Below are 21,486 nucleotides of genomic sequence, written 5' to 3'. Positions count from 1 at the left end.
ATAAGGGCGAAACGTGCGGTTTCAACTGCCCAGACATCATTTTTTTTCAGGTTCTTCACTGCGGTTGACTACAAGATGGGGTCGCCCACTCCGGCATCAAGGGGCAAGCATAAAAATTTTTTGCCTCGGATTCGCCCAAGGTTACGGATGACTTGCCGAACAAGGTTGTTGGATGGCAAAAACGACGGCGAAATACACATACAAAAAACGGATTAAAATAGGAAATACATTCATAATATCATTGACATAACCCGCAATACTTGCGCGCTAAAAGCCCCGTTTTCGCAGTGATAAACTTCCCCGCCATCGCACTTCGCTTATTCAGGGGACAAATTAATGAAATCGCTATACCGGCTTTCCGTAGGGCTTATCCTCGGCGTGTCATTTATCACCTCGGCGGCCGCTAACGACCATAAAATTCTCGGCGTGATAGCTATGCCGCGCAATGAAACCAACGACCTGACGCTGACGCTCCCCGTCTGCCGGGTGGTCAAACGCATTCAGCTCAGCGCCGACCGCGGCGATGTACAACTCTCCGGGGCGACGGTCTACTTTAAGGCCAGCCGCGGCGCCAGCCACACGCTGAACGTCCCCGCCGGGATCAAAGAGGGCTGCACCACCGGCTGGATCAACATCAATAGCGATAACGACAACAAACGTTGCGTGAAGAAGATCGCCTTCTCCGGCCACACGGTGCACTCCTCAGATATGGCATCACTGAAAATTATCGGCGATGACTAATGTCGCCCCTGCCCGAGAGAAAACGTTATGCATATTAATTACCTGGAGGATGACGATCTCGCCTTTCTGCCTGAGTGCAGCGAGGCGCATCTGGAAGCCTTTACCCGCATTCTGACCCACGGGGAAAATGGCAAACCCCGTCTCTCCAGCACGCTCCTGCGCAACGAGACATTTTTAGCGATGGAGGGGCACCCGGAGCGTTATCGCCGCAACTGGCAGCTAATCGCCGGTGAGCTACAGCATTTTGGCGGCGATAGCATCGCCAACACGCTGCGCCGCCATGGCAAATTTTATCGCGCGATCCTGCTGGATGTATGTAAACGACTGAAAGCGAAGGTCGACAAACAGCTGTCGACGCCGCAGATCGAGCAGCAGTTGCTGGCGCATTTTCTGCAGCACAGCTGGAATAAACTGAACGCGGAGCAAAAAGCGCAGTTTCTCGCCGCGGTGGAGTGCCGGAGCCATGAGCTGGACAGCCTGATGGCTCATCTGCTGAGGCATCGCAAGCTAAGCGAAGGCGTCACTTTGTTGCTGGACGAACGCTTAACCGCCATCCTGCGCACGCACGCCGCGGTGAGCGTCATCGGTCATGGCCTGGTGCGCGGCGCCGGGCTGGGCGGACCGCTCGGCGCCGCGCTGAACAGCGTTAAAGCGGTGAGCGGCAGCGCCTACCGGGTCACCATCCCCGCGGTCCTGCATATTGCCTGTTTACGGCAAATGCTCCAGCCGCCGTCAGACACCGCGGAAATTGGTGAAAAATACCCCGCCAGATCATAGACAGCCCTTCAGCGCCTCATTATTATGCCGCGCCCCGCCGCCAAGTCGCGGGGTAATGCTTCCCTTTTAATGATAATTTTGAGGAATTATGGGCAACACTAAGTTGGCTAATCCGGCACCGCTGGGCCTTATGGGCTTCGGCATGACCACTATTCTGCTTAACCTGGCGAATAGCGGCCTGTTCGCATTCGATGTAGCTATCCTGGCGATGGGCATTTTTTACGGCGGCATTGCGCAAATTTTTGCCGGCCTGCTGGAATACAAAAAAGGCAACACTTTTGGCTTAACCGCTTTTACCTCCTACGGCAGCTTCTGGCTGACGCTGGTGGCGATTCTTCTGATGCCGAAAATGGGCCTGGCAGACGCGCCAAACGCGCACTTCCTCGGTATGTACCTCGGCCTGTGGGGCGTCTTTACCCTGTTTATGTTCTTTGGCACCCTGAAGGCAGCCCGCATGCTGCAGTTTGTCTTCCTGAGCCTGACCGTACTGTTCGCGCTGCTGGCGATTGGCCATTTGGTCGATAACGAAGGCATTGTGAAGGTAGCCGGCTGGGTCGGCCTGATTTGTGGCGCCAGCGCTATTTACCTGGCGATGGGTGAAGTGCTGAACGAACAGTTCGGCCGCACCGTGCTGCCGATCGGCGAACCGCGCTAATCTTCCGCCGCCGTCCGGTCACAGGGCGGCGGCAGGTCATTATCAGCATCAGCTAGCCATCGTTAACGCTGCAGCTCCCCTTCCGGCATCCCCGTCGGCGCCGTCAGCTCCTGACGCAGCCAGATACCTAATCCTAGCCCCATCAGCGACAGGGCCAGCACATACCAGGCCGGCGCCATCGGCGACACCCCCATCAGCATGGTGACCGCAATCGGCGTCAGGCCGCCAAAGATCGCGTACGACAGGTTGTAGGAGAAAGAGATGCCGGTGAAGCGTACTTCCGCCGGGAAGGCCCGCACCATCACATAGGGCACCGCCCCCACCACGCCGACGCAAAGCCCCACCGTACCGTAGAGCAGAAACAGCCGCTGCGGGCTGGCGCCGGCAAGATGGTAAAATGCCCAGCTGGCAACCGCCAGCAGCAGGCTGCCGACGATAAAAGTGCGGCTGGCGCCGAAGCGGTCCGCCGCCAGCCCGGCGAGCAGACAGCCGATGCACAACATAATGGTGGCGATGCTGTTGGCCTGCAGGGTAATGGCCGGCGCAAAACCATAGTGCTTCTGCAGCCAGACCGGCGACATCAGGATCACCACCACCACGCCAGCCGACAGCAGCCAGGTCAGCAGCATAGAGATCACCACCGCCTTCTGGTGCTTGAGCGCCACCGCTTTTACCGGCAGCTCCTGCGCCAGCGCTTTGCGCTGCTGCATCTCAAGAAAAATCGGCGTCTCCTGCAGCCAGCGGCGCAGATACATCGCTATCAGACCAAATACGCCGCCCAGCAGGAAGGGGATCCGCCAGCCGCCGTCGTGGATCCCCTGCGGCGTCAGACTGGTATTGATAAGCGTGGCCACCACCGACCCCAGCAGAATGCCAACCGTCAGGCCGGCCGTCAGCGTGCCGCAGGCGATACCAATGCGTTTTTCCGGGACATGCTCAGCGACAAACACCCAGGCGCCTGGAACTTCACCGCCGATCGCCGCTCCCTGCAGAATACGCATCAGCAGCAATAGCAGCGGGGCGATGATACCTACCGAGCTATAGGTCGGTAGCAGACCGATCGCCAGGGTTGGCAGCGCCATCAGCAGGATGCTGAGGGTGAACATTTTCTTGCGCCCCACCAGATCGCCAAAGTGGGCCATGATGATGCCCCCCAGCGGACGCGCCAGGTAACCGGCGGCGAAAATGCCAAAAGTTTGCACCTGGCGCAGCCATTCGGGAATATCCGCAGGGAAGAAGAGCTCGCCGACGACAGCGGCGAAGAAAACGAAAATGATAAAGTCATAAAACTCCAGCGCGCCGCCCAGGGCGGCCAGCGTCAGCGTTTTATAATCCTGGCGGTTGAGCGGTCGGTTTACATATGACATAACGCAATTTCATCCTGAGGTGTGCAGCGTGTTTTATAGTGTGTAAAGTAAAAATCACTATATCGTAAATAAAACGGCACACCATTAGCGATGCAGGTTATATCAAAAATGCATCAAATTCAGGATAAAGTTTCGCGTCTGGCGCTCTTGGGACGAAAAGCTTCTACTACACGGCCATCGGTTTCCACATAAGGCCCTTCAAGCAACTGTACACAATAAGGTACACTTGCGAAAATACCGTGCACCAGCACGTTGCCGTCAGCATCTTTCACCCCTTCCAGAGTCTCCTGAATTGCTTTCGGTTGCCCGGGAAGGTTGAGGATCAGCGCCTGCTTGCGGATCACACCGACCTGCCGGGAAAGGATAGCCGTCGGCACAAAGTGTAGGCTAACCTGGCGCATTTGCTCGCCGAAGCCCGGCATCTCGCGATCGGCGATCGCCAGCGTTGCGTCGGGCGTCACATCGCGACGCGCAGGGCCGGTTCCGCCGGTGGTCAGCACCAGATGGCACCCCATTTCGTCAACCAGTTCGCACAGCGTTTGCTCAATGATGGCCTGCTCATCCGGAATCAGACGCGTTTGCAGCTCGAAAGGGGTGGTCAGGGCGCGTGCCAGCCACTCTTCCAGTGCCGGGATGCCTTTATCCTGATAGACGCCGCTGGAGGCGCGATCGGAAATGGAAACTAAGCCGATTCGTAAGGTATTCATGGTTATTCCGTTCAAACTGTGGCGTTAAACGAAATGATACACTGCCGGAGGCGGGACAGACAGTGTAATGTGGCCGACGGGCGTCGGCCACCTGCGGGATTACAGCAGTTCGTCGATCATTTTTTCCAGTTTTTCCTGGTCGATCGCAAACTTACGGATACCTTCCGCCAGTTTGTCTACCGCCATCGGATCCTGGTTATGCTGCCACAGGAACTCAGATTCGGTAATACGCTCCGGACGCGCTTTCACTTCACCGGTATATACCAGCTTACGCTCAACAGCGCCTTCGCTTTCGGACAGCTCTTTCAGCAGCGCCGGAGCGATGGTCAGGCGGTCACAGCCAGCCAGTTCCAGAATTTCGCCAACGTTACGGAAGCTTGCGCCCATCACGACGGTTTCATAGCCGTGCTGCTTGTAATACTCGTAGATTTCGCTGACGGAAACCACGCCCGGATCTTCTGCCGGTGCGTACTCTTTCTTGTCGGTGTTGGCTTTGTACCAGTCGAGGATACGGCCAACGAACGGCGAAATCAGGAAGACGCCCGCTTCGGCGCAAGCGCGAGCCTGAGCGAAGGAGAACAGCAGCGTCAGGTTACAGTTAATGCCTTCTTTTTCCAGCTGTTCAGCGGCGCGAATGCCCTGCCAGGTGGAGGCCAGTTTGATCAGAATGCGATCGTTGCTGATGCCCGCGTCGTTGTACAGCTTGATGATGCGCTTGGCTTTCGCGATAGACGCTTCGGTGTCATAGGAGAGACGTGCGTCCACTTCGGTAGAGATACGGCCCGGGATCAGTTTCAGAATTTCGAGACCGATGTTCACCGCCAGCTTATCGGAAGCATCGAGGATCTGCTGCGCGCGATCGCTGCTCTGGCTACGAGCCCAGGCGACAGCGTCGTCAATCAGCTTACGGTACTCAGGGATCTGAGCCGCGCCGAGAATCAGGGAAGGGTTAGTGGTGGCATCCTGAGGCTGATACAGCTTCATTGCCGCAATATCTCCGGTGTCAGCGACGACAGTGGTGTACTGACGCAGAGAAGTTAATTTATCCGTCATGATATATTTCTCTTAAACAGCAGTTAAGGGGATGTAACCGGTCTGCCCAGATGATAACACGCTGCCGGGTCAGCGCAACCGCCGACGAGAGAAGAGCGCAGAGTGTGATAAACTATGCAGATTAATTTGCTGAAAGCGAAAGGATTGTCACTTAATTGGTAACGCTTACACTGGCGTACCGGCATGGACAAGAGGATGTTTAATGCCTGATTTTCTCTCATTTATCAATGAAATACTCTGGGGCTCAGTAATGATTTATCTGCTACTGGGCGCCGGTATCTGGTTTAGCTGGCAAACCCGGGGTATTCAGTTTCGTTACGTGCGCAAATTCGGCCGCAGTCTAAAAAAAAGCCTGCACCCGCAGCCGGGTGGTTTAACGTCCTTTCAGGCGCTCTGTACCAGCCTTGCCGCCCGGGTCGGCAGCGGCAATCTTGCCGGGGTGACGCTGGCGATCGCCGCCGGTGGGCCCGGCGCCGTATTCTGGATGTGGGTTTCCGCCCTGCTCGGCATGGCCAGCAGCTTTGCTGAATGTTCCCTTGCTCAGCTGTATAAAGAACGCGATAGCCGCGGACAGTTTCGCGGTGGCCCTGCCTGGTACATGGCGCGCGGGCTCGGCATGCGTTGGATGGGCGTCCTGTTTTCGATCCTCCTCCTGCTGGCCTATGGCTTTATCTTCAATACCGTACAGGCTAACTCCGTGGCCCATGCCTTGCGCTATGCGTTCGATCTGCCGGCGGCGGTCAGCGGCGGCGTGCTGGCCGTTGTCGTTTTGCTGGCGATCCTCCGTGGTTTACGCGGCGTGGCGCGTCTGATGCAATGGATCGTTCCCTTTATGGCGCTGTTGTGGATCGCCACCAGCCTGCTCATCGGCCTGTGGCACATCACCGCCCTGCCGACGATTTTCGCCACCATCTTTCGCTGCGCCTTCGGCTGGCAGGAGGCCGCCGCCGGCGCGGTGGGCTACACCATCAGCCAGGCGCTGACCAGCGGCTTCCAGCGCGGCATGTTCTCCAATGAAGCAGGGATGGGCTCTTCGCCTAACGCCGCCGCGGCCGCCGCCTCCTGGCCGCCGCACCCGGCGGCGCAGGGGATCGTGCAGATGATTGGCGTGTTTATCGATACTATCGTGATCTGTACCGCCAGCGCGATTATCGTCATGCTGGCGCCGCGGCCCGACAATGAATATACGCTCAACGGTATTCAGGACTTGCAACACGCGATGAGCGTGCTGGTCGGCGGCTGGGGAGCGGGTTTCATCGCCCTCATCGTGCTGCTGTTCGCCTTTAGCTCTATCGTAGCCAATTACGTGTACGCGGAAAATAATCTGGTCTTCCTGCGCCTGGATAAGCCGCGCTATATCTGGGGGCTGCGAATACTCACCGTCCTGATGGTGCTGTTGGGGACCATGGTTAGCCTGCCTGTCGTCTGGCAGAGCGCGGATATCATCATGGCGCTGATGGCGATGACCAACCTGACGGCCATTCTGTTGCTCTCCCCGACGGTGCGGATTATCGCCAGCGATTATCTGCGTCAGCGGCGGCTGGGTATCCAGCCGACTTTCGATGCCACTCGTTACCCGGATATTGACCAACAGCTGGCCCCGGGCGCCTGGAATGAATTGCCGCGCGAATAGCGCGGCAATTGCAGCTATCGATCCCACCATGCACTTTTTTTGTTAAAATTCGTCGAAATTACCTGCAAGGACTGGATATGCTGATTCTGATTTCACCTGCTAAAACGCTCGATTATCAAAGCCCGCTGGCAACGACTCGCTATACCCAGCCCGAACTCCTCGAGTATTCTCAGCAGCTTATCGGCATAGCCCGTAAGCTGACCGCGCCGCAAATCGGCAAGCTGATGAGCATTAGCGACAAGCTGGCGGATCTAAACGCCACCCGCTTCCACGACTGGCACCCTGACTTTACGCCGCAAAATGCCCGCCAGGCGATCCTCGCCTTTAAAGGCGATGTCTACACTGGCCTGCAGGCAGAGACACTCACCGAGGACGACTTTGACTTCGCCCAGCAACACCTGCGCATGCTCTCCGGGCTGTATGGCGTGCTGCGCCCGTTAGACCTGATGCAGCCCTACCGCCTGGAGATGGGGATCCGTCTGGAAAATCCGCGCGGCAAAGATCTGTACCAGTTCTGGGGGGATACCATTACCGAGAAGCTGAATCAGGCGCTGCGCGACCAGGGCGACGATATCGTCATCAACCTGGCTTCCGATGAATATTTTAAATCGGTGAAAACGCCAAAATTGCAGGGTCAGCTGATCAAGCCGGTATTCCTCGATGAGAAGAACGGCAAATTCAAAGTGATCAGTTTTTATGCGAAGAAAGCCCGCGGCCTGATGAGTCGCTACATTATTGAAAACCGCTTAACCCAGCCGGAGCAGCTCAAAGCCTTTAATAGCGAAGGCTATTTCTTTGATGCGGATGCCTCAGAGAAAGGCGAACTGGTGTTTAAACGCCACGAGCAGTAACACGTTACGGTAATAAAAAAGGGGAGTTATTCCCCTTTTCAATATAATTAAGCAGATTATTACTTATTTTAACGCACCCAGTTTTCCACCACGCCTTTTTCATCGAAGAAAATCATCAGCGAGTTCGAATCTTTTTGGCTGGACTTATCGACCGCATCGGCAGCTTGCGATGCCCCGGTTACCGGGATCATGGAACCCGCGAGGCTGACCAGGTTGATCCCTTTATCTACTGAATAATACCAGCTCTCTTTACCCGACGCCGTCACCGTCGTATGACCAGAATCCGGGGCACCAAAATACTGACGAACCTCGGCCTTGGTGGTTTTTCCGACAATGAGATGTTGTTTCAGATAGGCTGGCGTTAATTTATCTTCATTACCGCCAATCGTTGTCCCGGAGCAGCCTGTTAAAGCGAACACCACCAAAAAAAGAGATAAAATACGCATGTTTCCTCCTTGAAAACCTTGTGCATTAACAATGCATCTATATCAAATGATATCTATAGCTGCTTCATAATAAAATCAGCAGCATAAATATAAGCAGCATGAAATAATAAATAAAAAAGATAATCCAGTGGAATTATCCGGCAAAGATGACAATCCGTAAAAGAGTTTGCAATAAAAGCAGTGCGCTGACAATAAAACAGTGTGGGGAATTTTATGGAGAAAAATTTTACTGATATGGAAAAGTGCGTTAAATATAAAAACCGGGCAATAGCTGCCCGGTTTGGTCGATCATGTTGCCGATATTATTGCCTGGCTTAGCCCATCATCAGCTTACGCAGCGCGGCGAAATCCGCCGGCAGGTTGTGAGACAGCAGCGGCAGGTCGGCGCGGTCGGCCAGCTCCTTCGGCAGCGGCAGAGTCTCCTGCAGGATCTCCTCCACGCTCTCTTTGAACTTCGCCGGATGGGCGGTGCCGAGGAACAGGCCGTACTCTCCCGGCTGCAGCTGATCGCGCAGCGCGCGCCAGGCAATCGCCGCATGCGGTTCAGAGATGTAGCCGATGGCCTTCAGCTCGCGCATCGCTGCTTTGGTGGTCTCATCATCGACCGCGGCATAGCCCAGCTCGCTGAGACGCCAGATTTTACGGCGGAACAGCTCTTCAACGCGCGGCCAGTTGTTCGGCTGGCTGACGTCCATGGCGTTGGACAGCGTCGCCTGGGTGGCTTTTGGCGCCCACTCACCGCCCTGCAGATAGCGCGGAACGGTGTCGTTGGCGTTGGTGGCGGCGATAAAGCGCTTGATCGGCAGCCCCAGCGACTTGGCCAGCAGACCGGCGGTCAGATCGCCGAAGTTGCCGCTCGGCACGGAAATCACCAGCTGATTGCGGGCTTCCTGCGGCAGCTGCGCCGCCGCTTCGAAGTAGTAACAGATCTGCGCCAGCAGGCGGCTGATGTTGATGGAGTTAGCCGAGTTGAGACCCAGCGTCGCCTTCAGCTCTTCATCGTCAAACGCCTGCTTCACCAGCGCCTGGCAGGCATCAAAGTCGCCATCAATCGCCACGGTTTCAATATTGCCGCCGAGGGTACAGAACAGCTTCTCCTGCAGCGGACTGATCTTGCCGCGCGGATAGAGGATCACTACCTTGACGTTCGGCAGGCCGTAGAAAGCATGCGCCACCGCCGCCCCGGTGTCGCCAGAGGTCGCGGTGAGGATGGTGACCGGCTTATCGCCTGCGATGTGGGTCAGCATCTGCGCCATAAAGCGGCCGCCGAAATCCTTGAACGCCAGCGTAGGGCCATGGAACAGCTCCAGACAGCCGACATCTTCCTGAACCTTGCTTACCGGCGCCGGAAACGCAAACGCCGCGCGCACCCGCTGCTGCAGGACATCCTGCGGGATCTCATCGCCGATAAAGGCGGATAGAATTTTGGCGCTACGGGTGACAAAGTCCTGCGCCAGCATGTCGTCGATTTCAGTCAGGCTGAATTCCGGCAGATCGTGCGGAAAGAACAGGCCCTGATGCTTGCCAAGTCCCTGGGTGACGGCCTGCGCAAAGCTGACCTGCTCGTTATGATCTTTTAAGTTATACAGTTTCATTGGTTATCCCACTACGCGTGCGCCCGCCGTGTCCAGCCGGCAAATATGAACAAAGCCTTCCTGATTCTGCAGATAGTGCGCGCCAAGCCAGTCGGCGACGCGCTGCGCGGTATCCGGTTTATCACACAACGCGAACAGCGTTGGGCCAGAGCCGGAGATGCCGCAAGCCTGGGCGCCCATCTCCATGGCCGCCTGACGCGCTTCGCTAAAGCCCGGCAGCAGTTTGGTTCGGTACGGTTCGGCAATCACATCTTTCATCAATTTTGCCGCCAGCTGCGGCTGGCGGGTGTAGCAGGCGTGAATAAAGCCCGCGAGGTGGCGACCATGGGCGATACAATCCTGGCGGCGATACTGCGCCGGCAGAATCGCCCGCGCTTCAGCAGTAGAGACTTTAATCCCCGGATAGGCCAGCACCCACAGCCACTCATCAAACCCGGGCACCTGCTGACTGATAATCCCATTCTCTTCGATCATCAACTGCATGCCGCCAAGATAGCACGGCGCCACGTTGTCGTAGTGAATGCTGCCGGAGATACACCCTTCCATCTCTCCCATCAGCGCCAGCATGCGCGTCTCGTTCAGCGGCTTGCCGCAGAACTCGTTCATGGCCACCAGCGCAGCGACCACCGAGCAGGCGCTGGAACCCAGCCCGGAGCCAATCGGCATGTTTTTTTCCAGCGTCATCGCCACCGGCACCGTCTTGCCGATCTCCCGGCAAAAGCTTTCCCAGCACTGGTAAACAATGTTCTCCTGCGGCGCCGTCGGCAGTTTGCTGGCGAAGCGTCCAAGATTCTGCAGGCTAAATTGCTCCGCCGCTTCGACAGTGACGTTGTCGCCAAGCAGCGTGCCATCGACCGGCGTGACCGCCGCGCCCAACACATCAAACCCGACGCTCATATTGGCACTGGAAGCCGGGGCATATACTTTGACCATCTTAAACTCCTAACTTCCAGGACAGGGTGCGCAGCAGGTCGGCGAATACGCCGGCCGCCGTGACGTCGTTCCCGGCGCCATAGCCGCGCAGCACCAGCGGCAATGGCTGATAATAATGGCTATAAAAAGCCAGCGCGTTCTCACCATTCTTAACTTTGAACAGCGGATCGTTGCCGTCAACCGCGGCTATTTTTACCCGGCAGGTACCATCCTCTTCGATGTTACCGACGTAGCGCAAGACTTTACCTTCATCGCGCGCCTTAGCAACCCGCGAGGCAAAACCATCGTCCAGCGACGGCAGGCGGGCCATAAAGGTCTCGACATCGCCGCTGGCGTCGAAGTCCGGCGGCAGCGCCGACTCGACGATAATGTCCGCCAGCTCCAGTTCACGCCCGGTCTCGCGGGCCAGAATCAGCAGTTTACGCGCCACATCCACCCCGGATAAATCGTCGCGCGGATCCGGCTCGGTATACCCCATCTCACGGGCCATCGCCGTCGCCGCGGAGAAACTCACCCCCTCGTCCAGCTTGCCGAAGATAAACGACAGGGAGCCGGACAGGATCCCGGAGAAATGGCGCAGCTCATCGCCGGCGTTGAGCAGGTTCTGCAGGTTCTCAATCACCGGCAGGCCCGCGCCAACGTTAGTGTCATAGAGGAACTTACGCCGCGAGCTGCTGGCCGCATGGCGCAGCTGGTGATAGTAATCCAGCGAAGAGGTATTGGCCTTTTTGTTCGGCGTCACCACATGGAAACCTTCGCGCAGGAAGTCGGCATACTGATCGGCGACCGCCTGGCTGGAGGTACAGTCGACGATCACCGGATTGAGCAGGTGGTACTCTTTCACCAGGCGGATCAGGCGGCCAAGATTAAACGGCTCTTTCGCCTCCGCCAGTTCCGCACTCCAGTTTTCCAGATTCAGGCCATGCACGCTGGTCAGCAGCGCCTGAGAATTGGCTACACCGCAGACGCGCAGATCGATATGTTTGTTCTTCAGCCACCCCTGCTGGCGCTTGATCTGCTCTAGCAGCGCGCCGCCGACGCCGCCGACGCCGATGACAAACACTTCAATCACCTGGTCGGTGTTGAACAGCATCTGATGGGTCACGCGCACGCCGGTGGTGGCGTCGTCATTGCTGACCACTACCGAAATTGAGCGCTCGGAAGAGCCCTGGGCAATCGCCACGATATTGATATTGGCGCGGGCCAGTGCCGCAAAGAATTTCGCCGAGATACCGCGCAGGGTACGCATTCCGTCGCCCACCACGGAGATGATCGCCAGACGCTCCATAATCGCCAGCGGCTCCAGCAGCCCCTCTTTCAGCTCCAGATAAAACTCATCTTCCATCGCCCGTTTGGCACGTGCGCAGTCGCTCTGCGGCACGCAGAAACTGATGCTGTACTCCGAAGAAGATTGAGTGATCAACACCACCGAGATGCCGGCGCGGGACATGGTGGCGAAGACGCGGGCCGCCATGCCGACCATCCCTTTCATCCCCGGCCCGGAGACGTTGAACATCGCCATGTTGTTGAGGTTAGAGATGCCTTTCACCGGCAAATCGTCTTCGTCGCGGCTGGCGCCGATAAGCGTTCCCGGCGCCTGTGGGTTGCCGGTATTTTTAATCAGGCATGGGATTTGGAACTGGGCGATAGGGGCGATAGTGCGCGGGTGCAGCACTTTCGCGCCAAAGTAGGAGAGCTCCATCGCCTCCTGATAAGACATCGATTTCAGCAGGCGCGCATCCGGCACCTGACGCGGATCGCAGGTGTACACTCCGTCGACATCGGTCCAGATTTCGCAGCAGTCAGCGCGCAGGCAGGCGGCCAGTACCGCAGCCGAGTAGTCGGAGCCGTTACGCCCCAGCACCACCAGCTCGCCTTTCTCATTGCCGGCGGTAAACCCGGCCATCAGGATCATATGGTCTGCCGGGATCTGGCTGGCGGCAATGCGGCGGGTGGATTCGGCGATATCGACGGTGGATTCCAGATAGTGACCCACGGCGAGCAGTTTTTCGACCGGGTTAATGACACTGACTTTATGTCCACGGGCTTCCAGCAGACCCGCCATGATGGCGATGGAGAGCTTTTCGCCGCGGCAGATCAGCGCGGCATTGACGCTGTCCGGGCACTGACCCAGCAGGCTGATGCCGTGCAGAACATGCTTAATCTGAGCAAATTCCTGCTCCACGAAGGCTTTTAACTGGGCAAGCGGGAAAGCGGGCTGGGCGTCGGCAAGGCCCTGAAGAAGTTCGGCAAAAATGCGTTCGGCGTCGGCAATATTGGGGAGGGCATCCTGGCCGCCAATGGTCTTTTCAATCATCGCTACCAGGTGGTTAGTGATCTTCGCCGGGGCAGACAGGACCGTCGCTACCTGCCCCTGCCTGGCATTACTCTCCAGAATATCGGCAACCCGCAGAAACCGTTCCGCATTTGCCACTGATGTACCGCCGAACTTCAACACTCGCATGGTTCTTACCCCTTGATCTCTTGTCAAAAAAAAAGCCCGCACTGTTCAGGTGCGGGCTTTTTTCTGTGTTTCCTGTACGCGTCAGCCCGCACCGTTACCTGTGGTAATGGTGGTGGTGATAATGGTGGTAATCATGCCGATGCGATTCATGGATGTTGTGTACTCTGTATTTTTATCTGTCTGTATGTCCTGCCTATATTGGTTAAAGTATCTGCCGTCTTAAGTCAATGAATTTCTCAATTTGCCCCATTTCAGCAGGCTTACGTATTTTCCCGCTGCCGTGAGAAAAAACATCCAGATCGGCGGAAAACCAGCGCATAGAACAGCATACACATCCATAAATAAAAAATATGACAGAGTTTTATTCTGGCAGGTTTTTTTCAATATCATGCAGCAAACGATGCAACATTGCCGTGTCGCGCTGCTGCAGCAGGCCCAGCCGTTGCGACAACCAGTCGGCCAGTTTGGCATCATCCTCCACGCCCAAACGCGAAAGTAACGCCAGAGTACGAGTACGTAAGGCCTGCAGCTGATGATGGTCTGCCGCAGCGGCGGCGGGCGCCGTTTGTTGCATTAGCGATGCTAATTGATAACAGTAGACCATCACCGACTGGCCGAGATTCAGCGACGGATAATCCGCAGCCATCGGCACACCGGTCAACACATCAGCCAGCGCCAGCTCCTCATTGCTCAACCCGGAGTCTTCACGGCCAAAAACCAGCGCCGCGTGCGTCATCCACTGCGCCTTCTCCTCCAGCAGTGGCAACAGCTGCTGCGGCGTGGCGTAATAGTGAAAACGCGCGCGGCTGCGGGCGGTGGTGGCGACGGTAAAATCAACGTCATGCAGCGCCTCGGCAAGGGTGGGATAGGTGGTGATACCATCGAGGATGTCGCCTGAGCCATGCGCCACCCAGCGTGCCGGCGGCGCCAGGTGGGCTTCGCTATCGACGATCCGTAGTTCGCGAAATCCCATGGTTTTCATCGCCCTGGCGGCAGCGCCGACGTTCTCGGCCCGGGCAGGACCGACTAAAATAATCGTTAAACGCATTGCGGTTTCTTTCTCTCTCTCAGGCGTTATCGAGGCGCAGCGCCCCCCATTTTACGCGGTGAAAATTTACAAATTTGCAACAAAAATCACTAAAATTGCGTTTTCTTACCCATAAAAAAATCTAAACTGTTCTCAGGAGGCCGTGACAAGGAGTATGTTAACAGAACCCATTTATCCATATGATGGGCAATGCAATTTCATCTGATGCATCGTTTCAGGCTTTGGATTCACTGTATTTATTAATTTATCCACGCAACTAGTTGAGCCGGGTAAAGATTGTGACTATAAAGAGCATGGCGATGCAATGATTTCACAAGACTGTTAACGTGCTACAATTGAACTTGATATATGTCAACGAAGCGTAGTTTTATTGGGTGTTCGGCCTCTCTTAGCCTGTTATGTTGCTGTTAAAATGGTTAGGATGTCAGCCGTTTTTGACACCGTCGGGTCCAGAGGGAAAGTACCCACGACCAAGCTAATGATGTTGTTGACGTTGATGGAAAGTGCATCAAGAACGCAATTACGTACTTTAGTCATGTTACGCCGCGCATGTTAATTTGCGACATGCAGCAGGCAGGTCAGGGACTTTGGTACTTCCTGTTTCGATTTAGTTGGCAATTTAGGTAGCAAACATGCAGACCCCGCACATTCTTATCGTTGAAGACGAGTTGGTAACACGCAACACGTTAAAAAGTATTTTCGAAGCAGAAGGTTACGATGTATTCGAAGCGACCGATGGCGCGGAAATGCATCAGATCCTGTCTGAAAATGATATCAACCTGGTGATCATGGATATCAACCTGCCGGGTAAAAATGGTCTTCTGCTGGCGCGCGAGCTACGCGAGCAGGCTGACGTCGCGCTGATGTTCTTAACCGGCCGCGACAACGAAGTGGATAAGATCCTTGGCCTCGAAATCGGCGCTGACGACTATATCACTAAACCGTTTAACCCGCGTGAACTGACTATCCGCGCGCGCAACCTGCTCTCCCGTACCATGAACCTCGGTACCGTGAGCGAAGAGCGTCGCAGCGTGGAAAGCTACAAGTTCAACGGCTGGGAACTCGATATCAACAGCCGTTCCCTGGTTAGCCCGAACGGCGAACAGTACAAGCTGCCGCGCAGTGAATTCCGCGCGATGCTGCATTTCTGCGAAAACCCGGGCAAAATTCAGTCTCGTGCCGAGCTGCTGAAGAAAATGACCGGTCGCGAGCTGAAGCCGCATGACCGTACCGTTGACGTGACCATTCGTCGGATTCGTAAACACTTCGAATCCACTCCGGATACTCCGGAAATCATCGCTACCATTCACGGTGAAGGCTACCGTTTCTGTGGCGATCTGCAGGAATAATACGATTTATTCCGCAGCCATGATGCGAAAACGGCGCCCCAGGGGCGCCGTTTTTTATGCCGTCACTCTTTCCAGAGACGCAGCTTATCGTCATCGGCAGCCGGTGTCGGAGGCACTGTGCCTTTCGGCAGCGATAATGCATACCAGTCCACGCGACGGGTCAAAAACATCAGGACGCTCAGCGCCAGCGCCAGCACCCCGGTACCCAGCAGCAGCGCGCTATCCTCAGAATGCAACAGAAACCACATCACGCCATCCAGCAGCAGTAGCGCGGCGACAAACAGCAGGCTGTTACGCCATCCTCTGAGCACCGCCTGAAGGTAGATCCCATTCATCACCGCGCCAGACAGGCTGGCCGCCAGCCAGGCGGCGGTAAAACCAATGTGCTCTGAGAGCGCCAGCAGCACCAGGTAAAACAGCACCAGCGATAAGCCCACCAGCAGATATTGCATCGGATGCAGGGGACGACGGGTCAGGCTCTCGAACACGAAAAAAGCCATAAAGGTCAGCCCGATTAACAGGATGGCATATTTTGTCGCCCGATCGGTTAGCTGGTACTGGTCGGCAAGGGACATCACATCGGCACTGAACGCCGGCAGTCGCGACCACGGGATCTCCATATCATCCTTGAAATAGCTCCCCATATCGTTGGCGAACCAGCTGCTTTGCCAGTGGGCGCGATAGCCGGCAGCACTCACTTCCCGTTGCGTTGGCAGGAAGCTGCCGAGAAAACCGGGATGCGGCCAGTTACTGGTCAGCTGCAGCTCGCTGTTACGCCCGAGCGGCACCAGTGAAAACTCTCCCGTCCCGTTCAGATCGAGTGAAAAGGCAATCTCAAGCGGCTTGTTGTCCTCCGCCAGCGCAGGCATTGGCATATGAATACCTGCGCCATCGCCGCTTATCCCCAGCCCCGGCTCCACGCTTAATACGTTACCGTTGACCTCCGGGGCATGGATGGCGCCAATGCCGCGGGCATCGCCGACGCTCACCACCAGCCGCGGCTGGCCTAAGACGATATTCGTTTTTCTCAGCGCCGCCAGACGCAGCGGATCAAACGAGGCCTTAATCTGCAAGGCGTTATGCCAGACCTGGCCGCTGTAGATGCCCACCCTCCTCGACTCCACGGTCTGTTTGCCGGTGACCGCCAGCGACTCCGGCAGCCAGTAATACACCCAGTTCCGCTGATAGTTGACCTCTTTTTGGTTCTCCATGCGGGTCAGGGTCTCGGTTATCGGAATAGCGATCAGCGGTCCGGCGAGTTTTTGCGAGCCGCTGGTGCTTTGCTCAATGGCGTCCACCACTTCGCTACGATAATCCGCTCGCTCATTAATAAGCTCCCTGACCATCATTAACGGCAAAGATAGCAGCACAATACAGCCTATTAACGTGGTGATTTTCCAGAATAACGGTGATTTCAACATAGCCTTTCTCCCTATCGTGATGGCCTCACAATAGGACGGCTGTGTGGGGAGAATTTGAAGCTATGTGAAGGGACGGTGAAGTCGCAGCGTGGCGACCACGCCGCCTTCGGGCCGATTGTGCAGATTGATATCGCCGTGATGCAGGCGCGCGACTTCACGAACGAACGCCAGCCCAAGGCCGCTGCTCTTATGGCCGTCTTCGCGCGGCAGCGAATAGAATCGCTCAAAGATTCGTTCCAGGGCATAGTCCGGAATACCGCACCCGTTGTCGATAACGCTCAATTGCACCTCTTCATTTCGCTTCTCCGCAGCCAGGGCGATCTCACCGCCTTGGGGGGTAAAGTCAATCGCGTTGTCGAGCAGATTACCCAGCGCCTGGGCCAGCAGCTCGCCATCGCCATTGACCAGCATCCCACTCTCCCGCCAGCGCAGGGTGATAGCTTTCGCCGCCAGAGCGATGTTGCGCTCCTCCGTCAGCCGTTGGTATAGCGCATCTATCGACACCGGCTGCTGCTTTATCTCCAGCCTGCTTTCCAGTCGCGCCTGCTGGAGCAGCCGCTCCACCAGCAGTTGCATCCGGGAGTTTTGCGCGAGGATATTATCAGTAAACCGCGCCGCCACCTCAGGCGGCGGCCCTTCGCGCAGGATCTCCGCCGCGCCGCGGATGGCCGCCAGCGGGCTTTTCAGTTCATGGGTCAGGTCATAGACATAGTTTTCGATGGCATTCTTACCTTCGAGCTTTACCCGCATGCTCTCCAGAGCCTGGGCCAGCTTGCGCAATTCGCTGCTGCCAACCTCCGGCAGCGGCAGCGGGCGCTCAGCGGTCACCGAGTCCGCATAGCGCACCAGCTTGCCGATAGAGAAATTGATCCACCAGACGACGCCGCCGCCAATCAACAGCGCAATGCCCAGCAGGGCGCCGCCGGCCCAGAGGATCCGCCGCTCGCTGCGCTTAATGACCGGCGTCATCGCCAGGTTGGGTTTACCGACGCTCAGCACGCCGATAATCCGCCCCTTATCCATCACCGGCGCGGCGATATACATCACCGAGCTGGCTTCATCATGCGGATCGCTGCGCGTACTGCGCGCGCCGTACTGGCCGCGCAGGGTGAGCCAGACATCGTTCCAGCGCGAATAGTCCTGCCCTGTCGCCTGCCCGCTGGAGTCAAACACCACCTTGCCCCGGGCATCGGTCAGATAGACGCGGTACTCATTACGTACCTTTTTAATTCCGCCAATATTGGCGTTGAGCGGCTGCTGGTTGAGCTGGTGAAAGGCCTGCGCCAGCCTGCCCTGCTGCGGGTTTGCCGCCAGCAGATCCTCACGCGCCAGCGCCGCCAACAGGGTAGCGGTATCATTGAGGGTCCCCTCTGTCGCCCGGCGCACGCCCGGCTTCACTTCCTGGACAAAGATCGACAGCACAAACCACGCGGCGATCGCGACGATAAGAAAATAGCCCAGCAGCAGGCGCATGCCGATACGCATCAGCCGCGCCCCAGGCTGTAGCCCATACCGCGATGGGTATTGATTGGCGCCTTTTCAGGATTCACAGCCCGCAGCTTAGCGCGCAGGGTTTTGATATGGGTATCGACGGTACGGTCGAGGCTTTCCCAGGCATCGATCCACACCAGCTCCATCAGCTGCTGACGGGAGAAGACGCGACCGGGCGCGTGAAGCAGGGTTTTCAACAGCAGAAATTCGTAGCGCGTCAGATTCAGCGGCTGGCCGAACCAGCTGATCGCCGCCGCCTGCTCATCGAGCACAAACTCGCCGACGCGTACCACCGGCGATGGCGCGGCAAACTTCTGCAGCCGCCGCAGTACGGTTCGCACCCGCGCGCAGACTTCGCGTGGTGAAAACGGCTTGGCGATATAATCGTCAGCGCCGATTTCCAGCCCCAGCAGCTTATCGACCTCGTCGCTACGCGCCGTCAAAAACAGCACCGGCAGCGCCGGATAACGCGTCAGCAGACGCCGACAGAGCTCGAAGCCGCTGATATCCGGCAAGCCGACGTCGAGGATGGCGACATCTGGCGCCTGATGCGCCGCCGCCTCCAGCGCGGGCAAACCGCGGCCAAAGACGCTGACCTGGAAGCCCTCCTGCTGCAGCATGTAAACCAGGGTATCAGCGATACTCTGTTCATCCTCAACTAACCAAATCCGTGGCTGCTGCATGCGCACTCCCGTTTATTTATTCCATGGCATGATCGGCACGGCGCTGATGGCGTTCTTCGGCGAGCCATCAACCACTTTATCCGAGTAGGTCAGATAGACCAGCGCATTGCGCTTCGCATCATAGAAACGCACGACCTGCAGTTTTTTAAACACCAGCGAGGTGCGCTTCTGGAACACCACGTCGCCCTGGCTTTTACCGTTTTTGATTTTGTCCGTTAGCTCAATCGGCCCGACCTGCTGGCAGGAAATCGCCGCGTCAGAGGTATCTTCCGCCAGCCCCAGCCCGCCTTTGATGCCACCGGTTTTCGCCCGGCTGATATAGCAGGTCACGTTCTGTACATCCGGATCGTCAAAGGCTTCGACGACGATTTTGTGATCCGGCCCTAACCATTTGAAGACCGTATCCACGGAACCAATCTGCTCCGCCTGAGCCAGCTGGCTACCGGCCAGCAGGAGCAGCCCCATCGCAAACTTCTTGTATTTCATATTGTTACCATTATTAAAAAATATAGCTGAGTGATTATCACGCACTTAGCAGAAAAGGTTTATAGATCACAGCTTTACAAAATTATCGTTCAAATCCCCTGACCTACCGCATTTAAAAGCAAAAAAAACACTGAATGCTAAAACATCAAAAAATGCTATTATCCGCTACTTTAATATCAGGCACCTGTGTTTAAGGATGGGGACATTTTATGGATCAAGCAGGGATTATTCGCGATCTCCTTAGCTGGCTGGAAGGTCACCTGGATCAGCCGCTTTCTCTGGATAATGTGGCGGCGAAGGCAGGTTATTCCAAGTGGCATTTGCAGCGAATGTTTAAGGATGTCACCGGCCATGCCATCGGTGCCTATATTCGCGCGCGCCGCTTGTCGAAATCTGCTGTCGCATTACGCCTGACCGCCCGTCCAATCCTTGATATTGCGCTGCAGTACCGTTTCGACTCCCAGCAGACCTTCACCCGAGCGTTTAAGAAACAATTCTCGCTGACGCCGGCGCTCTACCGCCGCTCGCCGGACTGGAGTTCGTTCGGTATGCGCCCGCCGCTGCGTCTTGGCGAATTTACCCTGCCGAAACATGAGTTTATCACTCTGCCCCCTACTCAGCTGCTTGGCGTGACCCAGAGCTATACCTGTAAGCTCGAGGAAATCTCCGATTTTCGTAACCAGATGCGGGTCCAGTTCTGGCGAGACTTCCTCGGCAACTCACCGTCAATCCCCCCGGTGCTCTACGGGCTGCATGAGCCGCGTCCGAGCCTGGAAAAAGACGATGAGCAGGAAGTATTCTATACCACCGCGCTGACGCCGGAGATGGCTAACGGCCACCTGCAGCATGCCCATCCAGTGACCCTGGAGGGCGGCGAGTATGTCATGTTTACGTATGAAGGGCTGGGTACCGGTCTGCAGGAATTCATCCTGACCGTCTACGGCACCTGCATGCCGATGCTGAACCTGACGCGTCGCAAGGGGCTGGATATTGAACGCTTCTACCCTGAAGATGAAAGCCGGGATCAGGCCACGCCGATTCAGTTGCGCTGCGAGTATCTGATCCCGATCCGCCGTTAACGCTGCAGCTCGTCCATTGCGGGGGCGTCAAGATGCGAGACGTCGCCCGCCGTTTCCACCACCCAGCCGGAAGCCAGCCACGGGCTTTGCTGATAGTCGACGCGCGAAATAGAGCAGTTGCGCAGCCGCAGACGACGCTCAGCGTACGCCGGCAGCCCTAATATCGTGCTCACCAGGCAGCCCAGCGCGATCCCATGACTCACCAGCAGCGGCCGGCTACCGGCGGGTAATTCCAGACAGGATGCCAGCGCCGCATGCATACGCTCGCTGAGCTCCTGCATCGATTCGCCCTGCGGAATACGACCGTCCGGTGTGCCGTTGACCAGCTGGCGACGCCAGCCTTCTTCTTCTTCGCTGAGCGAGTCGATATGGCGCTTCTCCAGCACCCCCATATCCAGTTCGCGCAGGCGCGCATCGGCGATCACGCTGCAGCCGCAGGCTTCGGCGATAATCTCTGCTGTGCGGCGGGTTCGCCCCAGATCGCTGGTAATGATATGGGTGATCCCCAGCGTTCTGGCGCGCTCGCCCACCTGCCAGGCCTGGCGCTCACCATGGGCGGTCAGCGGGCTGTCGGACTGACCCTGAATACGTCGCTCGGCGTTCCACTGCGTTTCACCGTGGCGAACAAGGTATACTTGTAACATGCTTTTTTTCCGTTCTGGACTCGTTATCAACCGCTTTCGGGCATTACCGCCTGCCCTCGGGGT

General features: G+C 56.8%; 22 protein-coding genes and 1 other annotated feature. Of the genes, 7 read left to right on the top strand and 15 right to left on the bottom strand.

All coding sequences use genetic code 11. The annotated features are described in order from the left end of the window. Positions 1–336 precede the first annotated feature (336 nt). The 3 genes from BHE81_RS00655 to satP all read left to right on the top strand — a co-directional run bounded on the left by BHE81_RS00655 (position 337) and on the right by satP (position 2,173). Complete coding sequence (locus BHE81_RS00655) at positions 337–741, top strand: DUF2541 family protein (protein WP_023343005.1); 405 nt, start codon at positions 337–339, stop codon at positions 739–741. Positions 742–768: 27 nt separating this feature from the next. After that, positions 769–1,518, top strand: coding sequence for an acidic protein MsyB (msyB, locus tag BHE81_RS00650; protein ID WP_004146011.1), 750 nt, complete (start codon positions 769–771; stop codon positions 1,516–1,518). 88 nt (positions 1,519–1,606) lie between these two features. Next, positions 1,607–2,173, top strand: coding sequence for an acetate uptake transporter (gene satP, locus BHE81_RS00645; RefSeq protein WP_004177461.1), 567 nt, complete (start codon positions 1,607–1,609; stop codon positions 2,171–2,173). Between the two features lie 62 nt (positions 2,174–2,235). Here satP and BHE81_RS00640 read toward each other — a convergent pair whose 3' ends face one another. The 3 genes from BHE81_RS00640 to tal form a co-directional block, all read right to left on the bottom strand. Continuing rightward, the gene (locus tag BHE81_RS00640) at positions 2,236–3,540 is read right to left on the bottom strand and encodes an MFS transporter (protein WP_002887901.1); all 1,305 of its coding nucleotides are present in this window, start codon (positions 3,538–3,540) and stop codon (positions 2,236–2,238) included. Between the two features lie 119 nt (positions 3,541–3,659). Beyond that, a complete protein-coding gene (gene mog, locus BHE81_RS00635) occupies positions 3,660–4,247 on the bottom strand; it encodes a molybdopterin adenylyltransferase (protein ID WP_002887898.1) in 588 nt (195 codons plus the stop codon). A gap of 99 nt (positions 4,248–4,346) precedes the next feature. Next, entirely contained in the window at positions 4,347–5,300 is a 954-nt protein-coding gene (gene tal / locus BHE81_RS00630) for a transaldolase (RefSeq protein WP_002887897.1), read from the bottom strand. A 202-nt stretch (positions 5,301–5,502) separates the two neighbouring features. Between tal and BHE81_RS00625 the strand changes: the two genes are divergently transcribed. Further along, positions 5,503–6,933 (top strand): alanine/glycine:cation symporter family protein, encoded by a 1,431-nt coding sequence (locus tag BHE81_RS00625; RefSeq protein WP_002887871.1) that lies wholly within the window; start codon positions 5,503–5,505, stop codon positions 6,931–6,933. 77 nt (positions 6,934–7,010) lie between these two features. Beyond that, positions 7,011–7,784 carry a peroxide stress protein YaaA gene (gene yaaA, locus BHE81_RS00620; RefSeq protein WP_004178561.1) on the top strand — a complete coding sequence of 258 codons (774 nt, stop codon included), beginning with the start codon at positions 7,011–7,013 and terminating at the stop codon, positions 7,782–7,784. Between the two features lie 68 nt (positions 7,785–7,852). Here the strand turns inward: yaaA and BHE81_RS00615 are convergent, their stop codons facing one another. The 7 genes from BHE81_RS00615 to yjjY form a co-directional block, all read right to left on the bottom strand. Further along, complete coding sequence (locus tag BHE81_RS00615) at positions 7,853–8,230, bottom strand: hypothetical protein (RefSeq protein WP_002887866.1); 378 nt, start codon at positions 8,228–8,230, stop codon at positions 7,853–7,855. Positions 8,231–8,544: 314 nt separating this feature from the next. Continuing rightward, a complete protein-coding gene (thrC, locus tag BHE81_RS00610) occupies positions 8,545–9,825 on the bottom strand; it encodes a threonine synthase (RefSeq protein ID WP_002887863.1) in 1,281 nt (426 codons plus the stop codon). Positions 9,826–9,828: 3 nt separating this feature from the next. Beyond that, positions 9,829–10,758 carry a homoserine kinase gene (thrB, locus tag BHE81_RS00605; RefSeq protein ID WP_023343007.1) on the bottom strand — a complete coding sequence of 310 codons (930 nt, stop codon included), beginning with the start codon at positions 10,756–10,758 and terminating at the stop codon, positions 9,829–9,831. 1 nt (position 10,759) lies between these two features. Continuing rightward, entirely contained in the window at positions 10,760–13,222 is a 2,463-nt protein-coding gene (gene thrA / locus BHE81_RS00600) for a bifunctional aspartate kinase/homoserine dehydrogenase I (RefSeq protein ID WP_002887848.1), read from the bottom strand. A gap of 25 nt (positions 13,223–13,247) precedes the next feature. Beyond that, positions 13,248–13,365, bottom strand: a sequence feature (Thr leader region). After that, positions 13,304–13,372, bottom strand: coding sequence for a thr operon leader peptide (gene thrL / locus BHE81_RS00595; protein ID WP_004222578.1), 69 nt, complete (start codon positions 13,370–13,372; stop codon positions 13,304–13,306). It overlaps the preceding feature by 62 nt. 211 nt (positions 13,373–13,583) lie before the next feature. Further along, a complete protein-coding gene (locus BHE81_RS00590) occupies positions 13,584–14,270 on the bottom strand; it encodes a tRNA/rRNA methyltransferase (RefSeq protein ID WP_004182880.1) in 687 nt (228 codons plus the stop codon). 396 nt (positions 14,271–14,666) lie between these two features. Next, entirely contained in the window at positions 14,667–14,807 is a 141-nt protein-coding gene (gene yjjY, locus BHE81_RS00585; RefSeq protein ID WP_004146984.1) for a protein YjjY, read from the bottom strand. A 95-nt stretch (positions 14,808–14,902) separates the two neighbouring features. On the opposite strand from yjjY, the gene arcA reads away from it, so the two are divergent. Continuing rightward, positions 14,903–15,619 carry a two-component system response regulator ArcA gene (gene arcA / locus BHE81_RS00580; RefSeq protein WP_002887843.1) on the top strand — a complete coding sequence of 239 codons (717 nt, stop codon included), beginning with the start codon at positions 14,903–14,905 and terminating at the stop codon, positions 15,617–15,619. A gap of 62 nt (positions 15,620–15,681) precedes the next feature. Here the strand turns inward: arcA and creD are convergent, their stop codons facing one another. From creD to creA, 4 genes are read right to left on the bottom strand one after another with little or no spacing between them, the layout of a single operon-like run. Further along, positions 15,682–17,040, bottom strand: a complete 1,359-nt coding sequence (gene creD, locus BHE81_RS00575; RefSeq protein WP_004214415.1) for a cell envelope integrity protein CreD — start codon at positions 17,038–17,040, stop codon at positions 15,682–15,684. A 60-nt stretch (positions 17,041–17,100) separates the two neighbouring features. Continuing rightward, complete coding sequence (gene creC / locus BHE81_RS00570; protein WP_023343073.1) at positions 17,101–18,525, bottom strand: two-component system sensor histidine kinase CreC; 1,425 nt, start codon at positions 18,523–18,525, stop codon at positions 17,101–17,103. Further along, positions 18,525–19,214: a two-component system response regulator CreB gene (creB, locus tag BHE81_RS00565; RefSeq protein ID WP_002887820.1), complete on the bottom strand. Its 690-nt coding sequence runs from the start codon at positions 19,212–19,214 to the stop codon at positions 18,525–18,527. Before creB ends, creC begins: the two co-directional genes overlap by 1 nt. 12 nt (positions 19,215–19,226) lie before the next feature. Beyond that, entirely contained in the window at positions 19,227–19,700 is a 474-nt protein-coding gene (gene creA / locus BHE81_RS00560) for a protein CreA (protein ID WP_002887814.1), read from the bottom strand. A gap of 209 nt (positions 19,701–19,909) precedes the next feature. Between creA and robA the strand changes: the two genes are divergently transcribed. Further along, on the top strand, positions 19,910–20,779 hold the full coding sequence (robA, locus tag BHE81_RS00555) for an MDR efflux pump AcrAB transcriptional activator RobA (RefSeq protein ID WP_002887812.1): 870 nt from the start codon (positions 19,910–19,912) through the stop codon (positions 20,777–20,779). Here robA and gpmB read toward each other — a convergent pair. Then, positions 20,776–21,423, bottom strand: coding sequence for a 2,3-diphosphoglycerate-dependent phosphoglycerate mutase GpmB (gene gpmB / locus BHE81_RS00550; RefSeq protein WP_002887811.1), 648 nt, complete (start codon positions 21,421–21,423; stop codon positions 20,776–20,778). The genes robA and gpmB overlap by 4 nt on opposite strands. Positions 21,424–21,486 lie beyond the last annotated feature (63 nt).

The sequence above is a fragment of the Klebsiella sp. AqSCr genome (genome assembly GCF_008452795.1).
Lineage (GTDB): Bacteria > Pseudomonadota > Gammaproteobacteria > Enterobacterales > Enterobacteriaceae > Klebsiella > Klebsiella pneumoniae.
The sequence above is the reverse complement of the archived record's forward strand: the minus strand, read 5'-3'. Positions and strand labels throughout refer to the sequence as shown.